The following is a 15485-nucleotide window of genomic DNA, read 5'->3' as shown; positions in this document are numbered from 1 at the left end:
CGAACTATGAACGCTCTTTCACGCCGCACGTTTTTGCGAGGGACCGGGGTTGCCGTGGCGTTGCCGCTGTTGGACGCGATGCAGCCCGTTCGGTTGCGGGCCGCTCCGGCCGAGGCGTCGCCGGCGCGATTCGTGGCGATCAACGTTCCGCTCGGCTTCATTCCGGAGAAGTTCTTTCCGGAGCAAGCCGGCGCGGGCTACGCGATGACGAGCTACTTGCAACCCGGCGAAGCGCTGCGCGACAAGTTCACGGTCTTTTCCGGCACGAGCCATCCGGGCGTCGACGGCGGGCATGCGGCGGAGAAATCATTCCTCACGGCTGCCCCTTCGCCGGGTGCGCGGACTTTCAAAAACACGATTTCGCTCGATCAATATCTCGCCGACAAGATCGGCGAGAAGACCCGCTTTGCATCGCTCACGCTCGGCGAGAAGACCCTCTCGTGGTCGGCCAACGGCGTGGCGATTCCTCCGGAGCAGTCGCCGGGCAAGGCGTTCGCGAAGTTGTTCTTAACCGGTTCACCGCGCGAAGTCGCCGGCTTGGAACGCGATCTGGAAGACGGCCGGAGCATCTTAGACACGGTGCTAAGCGACGCGAAATCGATGGAGCGCCGCATCGGCCCGGCCGATCGCGATAAGCTCGATCAGTTCTTAACCGCCGTGCGCGAGACGGAACGGCGCCTCGCGAAGGCCGAGACCTGGAATCGGACGCCGAAGCCGATCGTGAAAGCGAAGCCGCCGGGCGAGTTGCCCGGTGCCGATCTCGTCGGCCGGCTGCGTGGACATTTCGACATTATCCGCCTCGCGCTGGAAAACGATAGCTCGCGCCTCATCACGCTCGGCGGCACCGGCTTCGGCACGGTCCCGTTGATCTCCGGCGTGCAACTCGGCTACCACGGCCTCTCGCACCACGGGAAGAATCCCGATATGCTTCGCCAACTCGAGCTCATCGAGCTCGCCACAATGAAAGCTTTTTTCGAGTTTCTCACAGGCCTTCAGCAGAGCATGGAAAACGGTTCGAGCTTGCTCGACCGAACTCAAGTGTTGCTCGGCAGCAATCTCGGCAACGCGAGCGGCCACCTCACGACGAATCTCCCGGTGCTTCTCGCCGGCGGCGGCTTCAAGCATGGCAACCATCTCGCATTCGATGCCCGCAACAATTACCCGTTGCCTAAATTGTTCGTGAGCATCGCGCAACGCTTGGGAGTCGAAACCGACTCGTTCGCCGGAACGACCGGCACGATGCAAGGGCTCGACGTCCGGTAGCCAAACGATGCGGCATCGATCACGGAGCGAATGAGCAAAGGGCCAGAAAACGCCTGGATGTTCGTTCGAGAAAAGCCGCGCGCAGTTTGCGGGTTTCCCCGTGATGGTGCGAAGTCGAACCATCCGATAACGCCGATAAGCGGTGCCGGCTTCGGTCTTTGATCTCCGATCTGTTCGTCGATCCCGCCCCCGATCCGCGCGGCGGTCGACCGCGGGCCGACGCGCGACGCTGCGTCGAAGGGATTCTCTGGATCCTCAGGACCGGCGCGCGTTGGAAGGATTTGCCGCGCTCGTTCCCGTCGTACGTCACCTGTTGGCGCCGCTTCGAGCAGTGGTCGAATGACGGCGTCTGGGATCGCGCCTGGCGGCGACTGATCTTGAAGCTCGATCGGCAAGGCGACGTCGCATGGGACGAAGGTTTCGCCGACGGCACGTTCGCCGCGGCTAAAAAGGGGGCGATTATCACGGCCCGACCAAGTGCGGCAAGGGCTCGAAGCTCATGCTGCTGGTCGACGGCACCGGCTTGCCGCTCTCGATCGACGTCGACAGCGCTCGTCCCGGCGAAGTCACTCTGATCGAGCCGCTGCTCGAGCAAGCGGTCGTCGCGCGTTTGCCGAAGCGGCTGATCTACGATCGGGCCGCCGACAGCGATCCGCTCCGCGCACGCTTGGCCGATCGCGGCGTCGAGCTCATCTGTCCGCACCGTCGCGGCCGCAAACGACCGGCCACTCAAGACGGCCGACCGCTCCGGCGTTATCGTAAACGCTGGATCGTCGAGCGCACGATCGGCTGGCTCAAAGCCTTCCGACGACTCGTCACCCGCTACGAGTTCTACGCCTTCCTCTTCCATGGCTTCGCCAAGCTCGCTTGTCTCATGATCGTCCTGAGGCGGTTTTGAAACTGCCTCTAGGAAAACTCAACGCTACGCTGGAAGAGCGCGTCGCCGAACGAACCGCGGCTGCCGAACTGCGTGCGACGGAGTTGGCGATCTCGAATACGGAACTAGGCCGAACTGCGAAAGAACTACGCCGCGCCGAAGAGCAATTGCGTCTCGCGAAAGACGTGGCTGAAGCAGCCAACGCGGCGAAGAGTCGCTTCTTGGCGACGATGAGCCATGAGATTCGCACCCCGATGCACGGCATTCTCGGAATGACCGATCTCACGCTCCGCACCGGGCTCACGGCCCAACAGAGAACCTATCTCGGCATCGTTCGCCAATCGGGCGACACGCTCTTGCATTTGCTGAACGATATCCTCGATCTGTCGAAGATCGAGGCCGGCAAGATGGTGCTGGAAAAGATCGCCGCGAATCCACATAGCGTCATTTCCGATGCGATGCGGCTCATGGGAAGCCATGCGGCGCAGAAGCGACTGGAACTGATTCATCGAATCTCGCCGGCCTTGCCGACGCAACTCGCTTGCGATCCCGGTCGGATTCGGCAGGTGATCGTCAATCTCGTCGGCAACGCGATTAAGTTCACCGAGTCGGGCGAGGTGTTCGTCGATACAAACGTCGAACGCGGCGGCGACGGACGAGAGTACGTGCATGTCTCGGTCGCCGACGATGGGCCCGGCATTTCCCCAGACAAACGGGTGTTGATCTTCGACGCCTTCGAGCAAAGCGACAGCTCGACGACGCGACGCTACGGCGGCACCGGTCTGGGCCTTTCCATCTCGGCGCAGTTGGTCGACCTGATGGGAGGCCGCATCTGGGTCGAAAGCGAACTAGGTGTCGGAAGCGTGTTCCATTTTACGATTCCTCTCGAATGCATTCCCGGCGCACCCGATCGGATTCGGCAGCAACCGTTGGCAGGGCGGCACGTGCTGCTTTGTTGCGACAGCGCCCGAGCTCGAGGCACATACCATGAAGCGCTGCTCGAAGCCGGAGCGGTTTGCAGCCCGATTCCGAACGGCGAGGAAGGCTGGCGCCTGGTCGAGCAACTACAGGCGAACGGCAACGACGATCTTGTGGTTCTCGCCGACGATCTGAGCGTAAACCAAGCCGTCGCGATCGGAATCGTCGAAGCGCTGGGACATCGATGCACGGTCGTGAGCTCCGGCCGAGAAGCGATCGACGCTTTTCACGGCGAACGGTTCGATGCGATTTTCATGGACATGGAAATGCCCGACCTCGATGGGCTCGAAGCGACGAAGCGGATTCGCGAGCTCGAGCGCAAGCAGGGAGGCCATACGCCGATCGTCGCGATGACCGCGAACGCGTTCGCCGAAGCTCGGCAGAAATGCTTCCAAGCCGGGATGGACGATTACGTTTCGAAGCCGATCCAGCTCGAAGCCGTAAGCGAGGCACTCGAGCGAATACTAAACGGAGTTCTTGAGCACGCCGACGTACGCTAACGGCGCCGGCGACTTTTTCGGCGGCAGCTAGGATCGGCTCTCGTCCGTGGTTATGATGCCGACTCTCGCGGTTCGCCACGCGAGTTCGTCCACGCCACGCCGCCTTGCCGGAGTTCATCTTATGTCGCGCTTTTGCTTCCGTTTCGGTCTCGTTTTCTCCAGCTTGTTCCTGCCGCTCATCACAACTTATGCGCAGGGAGCCGAGGCCGTCTCGGTGGTTCGGCCTCTCGGCGAGTTCGGCGACACCGGGCCTCAGAAGCTTGTCGAGACGTATCAAAAAGCGATGTCCGAAATGCGCACAACCGGCGGCGTGCTCGAGATTCCCGCGGCGGCTTGGAGTCAATTGACGAACAAGGTCGTGCCGCTGCAAGGTCTGATTCGTACGCCCGACGCTCCGGCCGAAACGAAGCGCTGGACGACCGGTCAAGGAGTAACCCTCATTTCGCACGACGGCAAGAGCGTCGTCGTGCAAGTGCCACCGCTGAGCGGCATGCACATCCAGCGCGATCTGCGCCTCGCCGAAGGGGATAGCCTGCCGCATTGGGGTACGCATCCGGCGATTACGCTCGAAAGCAATCTCGTCTACGGTGCGATCAGCTATCTCGATTGGCTCCAAGCGCCGGTGAAGAAGGGGAAGGATCAGCGCTTCTATCTCCCGACCGTTCGCGGCATTCGGCCCGGCCAGTTTCTCAACGTCCATGGCGGGCCGGGCTACGGCGGCGGCGTTACGCGCGCGTTGGTCAAGTCGATCGGCTATGACGCCGAGAAGAACTTGAACTATCTCGTCGCCGATACCGACCTCGACCACGTCGCCGGCGCGATCTTGCACAACAAGAGCAACACCGGCCTGCTGCATATGCTGCAAACCAGCAACAACGACAATCAAACGTACGACGTGAAGGTGATTCGCAATCAATACGCGCACGGCGACACCTACATCTACTACTGCGACTTCAACTACATGAGCAACGTCCATTCGGCGGCCGGCGACGAAAACGGCAACTGCTATGCGGCCTTCATTCGTTCGCAAGACAACAACTTCCGGAGCACGGTCGAGTCCGTGGATTGGGCGCAATCGAAGCTCGTCTTTTCGAACTCCGCCAGCAATGTGCAAACGCTCGGCGACTCGCGGCCGCTCATCAATCTCAATCCCAAGAAGCACCTCACGGCAGGCAAAGTACTGATCGTCGCCGGTCGGACCGACTACGACTTGCCGGACCCGAAGATGAGCAAGTTCAACGGCCAGGATTACACGACCGGCCTAGTGACGAGCCCGATTACGAAGTCGATCGAGCGCAAGTTCGGCGGGCTCATTCGGGGCGATCAAGCTTGCGATTGGACCCCCGCGGTCGTCGGCCGCTTCTTCGCCGTCAACGAACCGACCGAGAAAACTCCCGAGGGGAATTTCCGTTGGTATCTGATTACGAAATTCATCGCCAACGCCGACGGCACGAAGGATATCGAGATTCAGCGTTTCTGGTGGGGAGCGAAAAGCGCCGGCAGCCCGACGTTGTATCGCACCGAAAACTATACCTGGGACGAGCATATCCGGCCGCTCGGTTATGTGATCGCGCCGGGAACGTATGTGAACGACGTCTCGCGTGCTCTGCCGGGGGGCGATCGGGGCGGACAGCGAACGCTCGGCGTCGCACCGCACGCAGGAATCGGCACGAAGTCCGACTTCGAAAAGGGGGACGCGGTCGAACAGGCGATCGGGCCCGATCCGTTTAAGCCGCAAGCTTTTCGCGTCTGGATGTGGGAAGACGTGCCGGGGCAGTTTCCGGCTGCGGTGATGGACGTCGCGAACAACGGCGCGGCTTCGCGCTACTCGGTCATCAGCATAGCAGGCGGACCGGCTAACTTGGACGACGTCGAAAAACGCCAAGAACAAAAGCCGGCCTGGGACAACCTGATCGTCGCGAACAGTGCGGCGACGATCGGACTCAACTTCAAAGCCGACTTCGCCAAGGCCGCGATCTTGTTCCAACAACCCCATCATGTTCAGCCGATTCAATGGTTCTACGGCCACTCCGACCCGGACGATGCCGCGAACACAAAGACCGGCATTACGCGGGGCGTAACCCTGCCCGCGACGACTCAGAAGGTGGCTTCGCTTACGGTGAGCCGTGAGAGCGGCGCGTTCGAGTTCGTCGGCGGCGGCATTCAAGCCGGCGGCGCGGTTACGAGCGTGGCCGGTCTTTCAGGCGACGACAAGCCGGCGCGCAACTTGCGCGGCAAGAACGTCGCAGTGGCGAATGCCGAGACCAGCGTGCGGATCAAGTTCGCAACTGCCGAGGCCGACGGAGACTATGCCGTGTTCGTCGAGCAATCGTGGCTCGGCAACCGTGCGATCTCGGAAAAAGGGCCCGAGGGATTCACCGTAACCTTCGACAAGCCGGCTCCGGCAAATGCCACGCTGGATTGGATGCTCGTGCGCTAAGAGACCGTCCTTGCGCCAAATAGTGAAAACCGGTCGTTGCGCAAGCAAGAGGGTGGAATTTTTACCAGTTCCTGAGGCGCCGATGCGCTATAGCGATTTATCGCGGTTCGGCGACGCTTCGTAGAGCACCCATTCCACGGCGGTACGCACCAGCTCCGTACGGCTCGGTAGATTGAGCTTCTGTTTAATCCGGGCCCGATAGGTCTCGACGGTCTTGATACTTAAATTCATCCGTTCGGAAATGCGCTGCATGTCGCAACCTTGACCGATGAGCTGAAACACTTGCAGCTCACGGTCGGAAAATTCCTCGACGAGCGAAGTGCTTGCGGAAGGCTCTCTCTTCTTAGCGGCTGCGCGGCTATCGAGCTTTTCCAGCAGCTGCTCGGAGGCATACATTCCGCCGTCGCGCACTTTCCGAATCGCGGCGATAACCCGATCGGTCGCTTCTTCCTTATTGATGTATCCTTGCGCTCCGGCGCGCAGAGCTCGCTCGGCATAGAGCAGGCCGTCGAACATCGACCACACCAAGCAGCGGGTCGAGTTTCCCTCGGCTTTGATCTTCTTCACAAGGTCGAGACCATTCCCTTTTTTCAGCGAGATATCGATAATGACGATCTCCGGCTCAACTCGCTCGATCAACGCCCACGCCTCGTCGACATCTGCCGCTTCGCCGGCGACTTGCATGTCGGGCTGGCGCGAGATGCGTAGCGCAAGCCCTTCGCGGACAGCCGGATGGTTGTCGACGATCAAGATGCCGATTTTATTCCCCGGCAGATCTTGAGACATGGATCGAACTCCACTCAAAACAAACGACAACAGCGTGCCGCCTTCAGCGGCGGTCGATGCAAAACACGGCATTTCGCAGTCCGGCTCGTAGCGCATAGGCTTAAGGCCGGAGCAGGTTCTTGGATATTCTTGAAGCAATTCCGGTGCCATCGCCGCTGATTTTCGGGTCGATTTCCGTCGGCCGTAAGAGGCAGAATCTCGATCGTCTTTGCTTGTCCGTGATTCAATGCATTCACGATCGCTGCCGGCGCGATGGAGCGCTTGCTGTGATCTTGCAAAGTGCGGTACATGAATCACAGAATCTCCATCGCTAACCCTGTCGTAAAACTTCGACCGTACGGGATCTATGCTCACTAAAATCTTCGAGGTCGTATTCGGGGGGAATGAGCCGCACGGGTCGTTGGAGATCTACCAAGTCGCGGCCCGCGCGATCGTGGTTTATATCTCCGGCATTCTCATCGTGCGGATCGGCAAGAGTCGTGTGATCGGGCGTGTGACGTCGCTCGATATCATCCTCGGCTTCATTCTCGGCTCGCTCTTAAGCCGCGGAATCACCGGCCATGCGCCGATCTCCGACACGCTCATCGCTTCGGCTGCGCTCGTGGCGACGCATTGGTTGCTCACGATCATTGCTTGTCGCTCGCATCGAGCGGGAGTCGTGTTGAAGGGAAGCCCGATCTTACTGATCGAGCACGGCAAGGTGCTCTTAGCTGCGATGCGTGAGGCGCATATCTCGGGCCATGATCTGGAAGAAGGCTTGCGATTGAACGGCATCGAAAACTTCGCCGAGGTAAAGTATGCGTATAAAGAGCGAAACGGCGAAATCAGCGTGATCAAAACCAAGCCGGACGGCGAAGAATAAGAATTCCTTGCGGCGGCGAACGCGAGTCGAGCTAGATACATGCTTGCTGCTGCTTAGGTTTGTCGCGATACTATTAGTGCTGCGTAAAAATCTGCGCAGGCAGAGGTACGGCTCGCGGCGATTTCCCGACTTCGCAACGGTTCGGCAGGTGAAGCCATGACCTACGACTTGCGCGTTTCGCGACGGCGAATGATCCAACTCGGCGGCCTCGGCTATTGCGGCCTGAACTTGCCGGAGTTGCTGCGCTCCGAAACGGAATCATCACTTTCGCCCGGCGGCATTCGCGCGAAGGCCGACGCTTGCATCTTGATCTACCTCAACGGTGGGCCGAGCCACATCGATATGTGGGACATGAAGCCCGACGCTCCCGAGGGGATTCGGGGTGAGTTTAAGCCGATCGCCACGAGCGTTCCCGGCGTGAACGTGTGTGAGCATTTGCCGAAGCTCGCGACGCGCATGCAACATTTTTCGCTCGTCCGCTCGTTGCATCACACGGTGAACAACTCGCATGCCGCGGCTGTGTATACCAGCATCACCGGCCACGATCGGGGCGATGCGACGATCTTGCTCGGCGGCTCGGAGCGCGACTATCCGACGCCGGGCTCCGTGCTCGGCATGCTTCGGCCGCCGGAGCGACTCGTCGTGGCGAACGTCGTGCTGCCGTATCAAACGAAAGAAGGAGCGAAAGGACCGCCGCAGCCCGGCTTCTGGGGTGGGCTGCTCGGGCGAGGGCACGATCCGCTCTTCATCTTAAACGATCCCAACGCCGCCGGCTTCGGCGTGCCGGAGCTGACGCCGACCGAAGATATCTCGCTCGACCGGATGGCCGCGCGCCGTGCGTTGCTCACGTCGATCGGGGCTCGACTGCCGTCGGAAGTACGCGCGGGTCCGGAAGCGGTCGATGCGTTTCGCTCGCGCGCGCTCGACTTGCTGACGTCGCAAGCCGCGCGGCACGCAATCGATTTGCAAAGCGAAAAGCCGGCGGTGCGCGACGCGTACGGTCGCAACATCTACGGGCAGAGCGTGCTGCTGGCGCGGCGCTTAGTCGAAGCCGGCACCCGCATGGTGACGATCTCTTGGGCACCCGATGCGAACGCCACTTGGGACACGCACGGCAGCAACTTCCGCAAGCTCCGCGAGACGCTGCTGCCGCAGTTCGACTCGGCCTGTTCGACATTGGTCGACGAGTTGGTCGAGCGCGGGATGTGGGACCGGACGATCGTCGCGGTGCTCGGCGATTTCGGGCGGACGCCGCGCGTGAACAACAAAGACGGCGGCCGCGATCATTGGAATTATTGCTACACCGTGATGCTCGGCGGCGGGGGCTTTCGAGGCGGCTTCGTTTACGGCGCGAGCGACAAGACCGGAGCGTTTCCGGCTCGCGATGCGCTCGGCCCCGGCGACATCACGGCTTCGATGTACCAACTGCTCGGCCTCTCGCCGGATCGATTGCTGCACGACCCTCACGGGCGACCGCATCGGCTCGTGGCTGCGGGGAATCCGATTCCGCAGTTGTTTGCGTGACGTATTGACAGTGATGCCATGAACCACGACATCCCAGCGCGACACGGCAACCTCATGTACGGCAACTGCGCGCATCGATCATGATGCCCGGCGCCGTTTTTCAACCCGGCTTTCGCATCTCGGTCGTCGATCGCTTGGTGATCGTCGTCGGCGCGGCGGCTGCGATCGCGCTCTGGTCGATCGCGTGGTGGCTGGGATTCATCGTCGCTTACGTCGTGATGCATTTTTTCTTGTTCTGCAACATCTTTCGGGTCGCTCGCGCGCCGGAACTGGTTTGGAGCGGCCTCTTCATCGGGCTGACGTATGGCACGCTCACGTTCGGCGTTCCTTCCTGGGCAATCACGATAGGCGTGTCGTTAGCAGCGACGGCGCTGATCGTCGCGCTGGAGATGCGGAAGCCTTCGTATCACGGAGTACTATGGCAGCGGATCAACCCCGGCTTGCCGCAGTGGTGGGCGAAACGAAGCGCCGCCAAAACGGAAGCGCACGAATAGTTTGAGATTATGGTCGTTAATTAGTGTTTTTTTGTTCACTACATTTATCGAAGTCAGGCGCCATAAATTCCTGACAAAAATGCAATTTATTCCGCTACGTACATCGAATTGCGGGGTTGGATGGTGAGTGGAGCTCATGCGGCTGGCTCACCTTGCTACCGATGATAAGTAATACTTATCATGAGGGAGTAGCAACATTTCACTTCCATTCGGAGTTCCGTGCCATGCGGCCTGCGCTAACTTCCCAACGTCGACCAGCGGCGATAATTGCCTTGGGTTCGTCCGTGCTCCTGCTCGTCGTCGCCGTGATTTCGGTCGCTAGCGCCGCGGATCGGCAATGGACCGACGCCAGCGGATCGTTTTCCGTGAAGGCCGAACTCGTCGAAGTCAAAGACGGGAACGTGCATCTCAAGAAAACCGACGGCGAAGTCATCGTCGTTGCCGTGAACAAGTTGAGCGCTGCCGACAGGAACTACCTGAGTTCGCGTCCCGCCGGTAAGCCGGTCGCGAACAAGCCGGCCGATTCGAAGTCGACGGATACGAAACCGTCAGATGCCCCGCCTACCGACACGAGCGATGAAGATAAGTCGGGCCTCATGAAGTTGGCCGACAGCAGCGGCGACGGCAAGATTTCGCGCGCCGAATGGACGAAGCTCGCGCAAGGCTTTCGCGACTACGACATCGACAAAGACAACGCGCTCGACGAAAAGGAGCTCGAAGCAACGGCCGCAGCCGCGCAATTGCTGAGCATTGCCGATGTCGACAGCGATAAAAAAATCACCCGCGCCGAATGGGCCCAACTTTCGCAAGGGTTCGCACGTCTCGATAAGAACCGGGATGCCTCGATCGATGCGCCTGAATTGCGCGGGGCCGCCGATTCGAGCCTAGCCCGCGCGAGCGGCACGGCCACGCTGCCGGGCAACAAAGCGAAGGTCGAGGCCGGCCCGACCGTTTGGCGAGGGATGATCGAAGGACGTTCGCAGATCGAACTCGTCGTCAACGGCAATGAGATCGTGGGTCGCGAAATCGGCGGTGGCGGTCAGGGCCGAGGACTCGGAACCGGGACGTTCACCATGACCGGCGACGGAAAAATGGGGAACATGGACGCCGTCTATTCGGACGGGCCGCAGCGTGGCGAACTTTGCCTCGGCATTTATCAAATGGAAGGAGACACGCTCCGCTGGTGCGTCTCCAACCGGCCGGGCCAACGTCCGAGCGATTTTACCGGCGGTCGCGGCAACTGGCCGATGGTTTTGACTCGCGTCACGACTCCGGAATAACGCCGTTATAGCGGACCCGCTTGCAGTCGCATTATTGCGGCGGCGGTGGCGGGAGCGTCATCGCCGGCCGCGGAAGCGCGACGATCAGTTGTTGCAACAGTCGCAACGTCTCGGCGAACTCGGGCCGTGCGACGAGGGCTCCGTACTGAGGGTCGCCGGCCACGGCTTGAAACCGCCCGACGGCCTGCGTGAGCGCTTCGATGCTCGGCGCTTGCGCCACGCCGTATGTTTCCGGCGGGAGCGCGAGATAGCCTTTCCATTGTGCATCGACGATGGCGCCTAAGCGTTGCGAAGCGGCGGCTAAGTTTTGCTGAATGGTGCGCGGATCGGTTGCCGCCGCGCCTGCGGGCTGCGCGCCGATCGGTGCCGAAGCTATGCCGACACCAGGCTTCGTGTACTTGTTGATTTCTTCGATCAGCCGCACGGCCGACGGCGGGGCCGGCAGCGGCTGGCCCGGCGCCACGGCGACGCGCGGCTGATAGTAGGCGCCCGTGATGTCGTTATCCATGCGCAAAGCCGAGCCGTCGAGCGATACGCCGGCGAACAATCCGCGACTGCGCGAATAGGAATAAATCTCAGCCTTGAAGGTGCCGTCGGTGGAAGCCGAAGCTTCGCGTCCGACCGGTCCGGCGGCGGCGGCGGCATCTGCGCCGATCGTGAACTTACCGCTGAGCAATCCCTGCACGCTCTTCTTCGTGCGGAACACGAGCACGAGATCGATCGCTTGAATACCGGCCTGCCAGCCGACGCTCGCGCCGTTGATCGTTACGAATTGCGGCAGTTGCCAGCCGAGGGTCGGATCGCGCACCAGCACCACGCCGCGACCATGCTTCGCGCCGATCACGAAGCCCCCTTTGATCATGTCGGGAATAATCACGAGCCCTTGCGCGTCGGCCAAGAGCGCGGTCGGAATTCCTTTGCCGGGAATGCCCATGATCTCATTGATCACTTGCGCCGAATTGTCGACGATGGCCGACTCGATCGACATCGGTTGCACCGGGATCACGCCCGCAACGCCTTGGGCTCGGAGCGCCGTCGGAGCGGCAAGCAACATCGTGATAGTGAGCGCAATCGCAGCGGCGCAGTTCGTGATCTTCATGGCGAGTCCTCGAGGAAGGGTATGTCTCGCCGGCAAGTCTACTGCTAGCAGCCGGAAACCTCCTAGACGAGTCTGAGGACCAGTCGCCTATTTATGGTTGCAGCACGCGCAACGCCGAGGCGGTTTCCGTGAGGTTGAGTTCGCGGTCGCCGTCGTTATCGAAGGGGGTTAATAGCTTTTCGACCGTTTCCTTCGGGTGCTTGTTCCCGACCGCGGCGAAGACCTCGGGGAAGCTCAAGCGGCCGTTGCCGTCGAGGTCGATCTTCTTGATCGCGGCTCGGGCGCGCTCCGTGTAGTCGGCCGGTTTGGCGTCGTTTTTCGGCTTCATCGCCAAGTCGCTCGCAGTTCCACCGCCGCCGCCGACCGGCTCGAGATTCAAAAACGCGAGCGACATCTCATCGTAAGTTTGCTCCCCCCAGCGCACGCGCACCGGCGGATTGTTGGGGTTCTGCGGATTGTCGGTCGAGTTGTCGTGGACGGCATCGAACGTGAGCTTCGTGCCGCGCGGCAAGAGAATCGGCTTGGCATATTCATACGCGTCTTGCCAATTGAAATCCCAATCATCGATCAAGAACAACGTCTCTTGGCGACCGTCGGGATACGTGGCCGCAATTTTGATTTCCTTACCGATCACATGCATGTGCGGAAAGATGGAGACCAGCTTCGCGTCTGCCGGTAACACCTTTTCGTCGTGCGTCCGGAAGTTCTTCTCGCCCGGCGCGATGTCGATCTTGCGATCGATCAACATCAGATCGACCAAGGTTCGCTTCGGGGCAACGTCGGTAAAGTAAACGCCGAGGGTCGAAAGCTCCGTCTCCGGTTTACCGCTCGGGTGCAAATGGAGATTCAACACCAGATCGGCTTTGTCGGGCCAGGCCATGGCAAGCCCGTCGCCGAGCGGCAGCGGGTTGCGACCCGGCGTCCAGATGGCGAGCGTGCCGGGAAGAAACTTGCCCGGAGGAGATCCGGCGCGAAAGCCGAGGGCGGGATCCGCGGCATCGTGCTCGCGCGCCTTGCCGCTCGTGTCGTAGAACAACACGGCATGATGCACGATGCGGCGATTGCCGGGATGAAATTCGATGGCGCGAACATATTTGCCGGTTGGCACTTTGAGCGGTAACAACACATTGAGATAGATATCGCGGCCATCGGCCGGAATCTTCGCCGCTTCGGGCATCGCTAAGATGAGGTCCGGTTTGCCGAGTTGCCAGCCTTCGGCGAATTTCGGCAGCGGAGGCAAGTCTTTCGCGGCTCCCTCAGGCGCGCCGGCTTGAGCCCAACGACGGATGAGCCCGACCTCAGCGTCGGTGAGCCGTCGGCCGTTGGAGAAGGGAGGAAGCTCGGCGACCGGCTTCCAAGGGGGCATCGCATGCCGCGCAACGACCTCGGCGATCAGCTCGGCCCGCTTGGCTGTGTCTTGATACGACGTCAATGAAAACGGCGCGACCTCTCCCGGCCGATGACACTTCACGCAATGCGCCCACACGATCGAAGCGACATGCTTGTTGAACGTGATCTCTTCGGCCGCGCCGGCGGAGGCCACGACCGACATCATGCAGGCGGCAACGATCGCGAGCACCGAGCGGTTTATCAACATTCGACTCATGATGGTCTCGATAAGAATTTCCACGAAGCGGCAGCTTCGTATTCTAACCCGCCGGCAGGGCGAAAGTTTCGTCGCCATCGCTATTTATCGAGCTCCATGCGCTCTGCAGCTTAGCGCATCTCATACATTCCGTGGCCGGAATACCGGAGCTTTTTCTGTTCGACGAGCGCGTCCCACACCGCTTTCGGATACTGGTCGGGTGGTTCGATTCCGGCGATCTTCGTGCTGCCGGAGCTGGTAGGCGCACGCCCGACGCGCGAGTCGTGGTCGAGTTGCTTGATCTTGAGCCGCTTCTTAAACGCCTTGTAAGCGGCCTTGAGCGTTTCCTCGGAAGGGGCCGCAGCGGCAGACGCAGCGGCCGGTGCCGCAGCCGCCGGGGGAGTCGCGGCGGCTGGGATTTCGCGGCCGGTGCCGTCTTGGTTTCCGTTTTCCGGAGGCGTTTCGTCCATAACATCCATCGGCATCAAGTCCCGGTTAGTTCGAAAATCCGCGGAATTTGCATAGGCATCGCGGCTCTCTTCAATCTACGGCCTCGCCAATCGCAGTTCCACCGGTTCCTTGGATCTTCCTGGAGGGAATCCGTTTCGGGGGGTGGAAACCGCTGACTATAGTGGAATTTCCGCCGGTCGCACTCGCCCCGCTTCTTCCCGCTTGCACCAGCCCCGAGCCACAACGATGTCGCGCTACCTTTGCCGTCTCGCACCGTTCGTCTTTGCGCTCTCGGCCTTGCTTTCGGCACAGCGGCTCTACGCCCTCGACGAAGCCCCGCCGGCCTACGACGATCCGGCTCCGCAGCGCTACGAGCTCAAGGCGCGCGCCTCGGAAGTCGATTCGCGCACGCGAGAGCACCCTGAGATCGACTTTGTCTTCACGAAAAACGATAAGCCGGTCGACATCGAAAACGCCATCGTCGACACCGGCGTCGTTCCGCGCGGCAAGCTCGTCATCTGGCTGATGGGGCATAGCCCAGCCCTTTTCGAACGGGTGGCCGACTATGGTTTTCATGCGATTCAAATTCACTATGCCAACGGCTGGTTCGGCAAGCTCTCGAAGCTTGCGCCGCCGGGCGACGATAAGTATCTCGGCCGAATTCGGCTCGAAGCGGCGATCGGGGAAGACGTGAGCGATGCGGTCGATATTCCGAAGCCCGACAGCATCATGAGCCGCTCGTTCCGGTTCGTAAAATGGCTCGCCAAGGAGAACCCGCAAGGACGTTGGGATTATTTCATCACGGACGACGGCACGAACCTCCGTTGGGACCGCGTGATTCTCGCCGGCAGTTCGCACGGCTCGACCACGGCGGCCCGTTTCGCGATCTATCAACGGGTCGATCGGGTCGTCATGTTCTGCGGCCCGCGCGACAACTTCGACACTTGGCAAGCGCTCCCTTCGGCGACGCATGCGAATCGATTTTTCGGCTTCAGCCATGTGCTCGACGGCGGCTGGTCGGCCGATCACTACTGCCGCTCGTGGGAACTCTTGGGCCTGCACCGCTTCGGCCCGATCGTCGACGTCGAGCATGCGAAACCGCCGTACGGCAACACGCGCCGGCTCGTTACCAAGGCCGACGTCGGGGGCGACGCCGGTCGCGCGCATAGCGCCGTCACGCCGGGCAGCGCGGCAGTGAAAGACAGTTCGGGCAAGTTTCTTCACGAACCCGTTTGGCTCTATCTTTTCACGCATCCGGTCGACGCCGTCGGCAAGTCGACCCTACCCGACCCCGACTGCTTGATCGACCAACGCTAGGGCGCGAATCGATCGCCGTATCGACGACTC

The 15485-nt window shown here is 61.0% G+C and carries 14 protein-coding genes; 10 read left to right on the top strand and 4 right to left on the bottom strand.

The window, feature by feature from the left end:
* Positions 1-6 precede the first annotated feature (6 nt).
* The 5 genes from K8U03_27055 (at position 7) to K8U03_27035 (ending at position 6058) form a co-directional block, all read left to right on the top strand.
* Positions 7-1263 carry a DUF1552 domain-containing protein gene (locus K8U03_27055; protein MCE9608561.1) on the top strand — a complete coding sequence of 419 codons (1257 nt, stop codon included), beginning with the start codon at positions 7-9 and terminating at the stop codon, positions 1261-1263.
* 158 nt (positions 1264-1421) lie between these two features.
* The gene (locus K8U03_27050; protein MCE9608560.1) at positions 1422-1838 is read left to right on the top strand and encodes a transposase; all 417 of its coding nucleotides are present in this window, start codon (positions 1422-1424) and stop codon (positions 1836-1838) included.
* Positions 1763-2161 (top strand): transposase, encoded by a 399-nt coding sequence (locus K8U03_27045; protein ID MCE9608559.1) that lies wholly within the window; start codon positions 1763-1765, stop codon positions 2159-2161. The genes K8U03_27050 and K8U03_27045 overlap by 76 nt, the downstream gene beginning before the upstream one ends.
* Positions 2158-3618, top strand: a complete 1461-nt coding sequence (locus tag K8U03_27040) for a response regulator (protein MCE9608558.1) — start codon at positions 2158-2160, stop codon at positions 3616-3618. Before K8U03_27045 ends, K8U03_27040 begins: the two co-directional genes overlap by 4 nt.
* Before the next feature lie 121 nt (positions 3619-3739).
* Complete coding sequence (locus K8U03_27035) at positions 3740-6058, top strand: hypothetical protein (GenBank protein MCE9608557.1); 2319 nt, start codon at positions 3740-3742, stop codon at positions 6056-6058.
* 87 nt (positions 6059-6145) lie between these two features.
* Here K8U03_27035 and K8U03_27030 read toward each other — a convergent pair whose 3' ends face one another.
* Complete coding sequence (locus K8U03_27030) at positions 6146-6844, bottom strand: response regulator transcription factor (GenBank protein ID MCE9608556.1); 699 nt, start codon at positions 6842-6844, stop codon at positions 6146-6148.
* Between the two features lie 346 nt (positions 6845-7190).
* Between K8U03_27030 and K8U03_27025 the strand changes: the two genes are divergently transcribed.
* From K8U03_27025 to K8U03_27010, 4 genes are all read left to right on the top strand, one after another.
* A complete protein-coding gene (locus K8U03_27025; protein ID MCE9608555.1) occupies positions 7191-7706 on the top strand; it encodes a DUF421 domain-containing protein in 516 nt (171 codons plus the stop codon).
* A gap of 189 nt (positions 7707-7895) precedes the next feature.
* The gene (locus tag K8U03_27020; GenBank protein MCE9608554.1) at positions 7896-9230 is read left to right on the top strand and encodes a DUF1501 domain-containing protein; all 1335 of its coding nucleotides are present in this window, start codon (positions 7896-7898) and stop codon (positions 9228-9230) included.
* 83 nt (positions 9231-9313) lie between these two features.
* Complete coding sequence (locus K8U03_27015) at positions 9314-9724, top strand: hypothetical protein (protein ID MCE9608553.1); 411 nt, start codon at positions 9314-9316, stop codon at positions 9722-9724.
* A 272-nt stretch (positions 9725-9996) separates the two neighbouring features.
* Positions 9997-11004 (top strand): hypothetical protein, encoded by a 1008-nt coding sequence (locus tag K8U03_27010; GenBank protein MCE9608552.1) that lies wholly within the window; start codon positions 9997-9999, stop codon positions 11002-11004.
* Between the two features lie 31 nt (positions 11005-11035).
* On the opposite strand, the gene K8U03_27005 is transcribed toward K8U03_27010, so the two are convergent.
* From K8U03_27005 to K8U03_26995, 3 genes are all read right to left on the bottom strand, one after another.
* Positions 11036-12103, bottom strand: a complete 1068-nt coding sequence (locus K8U03_27005) for a lipid-binding SYLF domain-containing protein (protein MCE9608551.1) — start codon at positions 12101-12103, stop codon at positions 11036-11038.
* A 91-nt stretch (positions 12104-12194) separates the two neighbouring features.
* Positions 12195-13709 (bottom strand): ascorbate-dependent monooxygenase, encoded by a 1515-nt coding sequence (locus K8U03_27000; protein MCE9608550.1) that lies wholly within the window; start codon positions 13707-13709, stop codon positions 12195-12197.
* Positions 13710-13819: 110 nt separating this feature from the next.
* Positions 13820-14158: a hypothetical protein gene (locus K8U03_26995; protein MCE9608549.1), complete on the bottom strand. Its 339-nt coding sequence runs from the start codon at positions 14156-14158 to the stop codon at positions 13820-13822.
* Between the two features lie 277 nt (positions 14159-14435).
* On the opposite strand from K8U03_26995, the gene K8U03_26990 reads away from it, so the two are divergent.
* Positions 14436-15455 carry a hypothetical protein gene (locus tag K8U03_26990; protein ID MCE9608548.1) on the top strand — a complete coding sequence of 340 codons (1020 nt, stop codon included), beginning with the start codon at positions 14436-14438 and terminating at the stop codon, positions 15453-15455.
* Positions 15456-15485 lie beyond the last annotated feature (30 nt).

The organism is Planctomycetia bacterium, assembly GCA_021413845.1.
Taxonomy (GTDB): domain Bacteria; phylum Planctomycetota; class Planctomycetia; order Pirellulales; family PNKZ01; genus PNKZ01.
This window is presented reverse-complemented; position numbering and strand designations above follow the sequence as displayed.

Excerpts from the sequence above, each read along its gene's own strand:
- K8U03_27035 (MCE9608557.1), top strand. The coding sequence starts at position 3,740 with ATGTCGCGCTTTTGCTTCCGTTTCGGTCTCGTTTTCTCCAGCTTGTTC.
- K8U03_27000 (MCE9608550.1), bottom strand. The coding sequence starts at position 13,709 with ATGAGTCGAATGTTGATAAACCGCTCGGTGCTCGCGATCGTTGCCGCC.
- K8U03_27020 (MCE9608554.1), top strand. The coding sequence starts at position 7,896 with ATGATCCAACTCGGCGGCCTCGGCTATTGCGGCCTGAACTTGCCGGAG.
- K8U03_27055 (MCE9608561.1), top strand. The coding sequence starts at position 7 with ATGAACGCTCTTTCACGCCGCACGTTTTTGCGAGGGACCGGGGTTGCC.
- K8U03_27015 (MCE9608553.1), top strand. The coding sequence starts at position 9,314 with ATGCCCGGCGCCGTTTTTCAACCCGGCTTTCGCATCTCGGTCGTCGAT.
- K8U03_27045 (MCE9608559.1), top strand. The coding sequence starts at position 1,763 with ATGCTGCTGGTCGACGGCACCGGCTTGCCGCTCTCGATCGACGTCGAC.
- K8U03_27030 (MCE9608556.1), bottom strand. The coding sequence starts at position 6,844 with ATGTCTCAAGATCTGCCGGGGAATAAAATCGGCATCTTGATCGTCGAC.
- K8U03_26995 (MCE9608549.1), bottom strand. The coding sequence starts at position 14,158 with ATGGACGAAACGCCTCCGGAAAACGGAAACCAAGACGGCACCGGCCGC.
- K8U03_27025 (MCE9608555.1), top strand. The coding sequence starts at position 7,191 with ATGCTCACTAAAATCTTCGAGGTCGTATTCGGGGGGAATGAGCCGCAC.
- K8U03_27005 (MCE9608551.1), bottom strand. The coding sequence starts at position 12,103 with ATGAAGATCACGAACTGCGCCGCTGCGATTGCGCTCACTATCACGATG.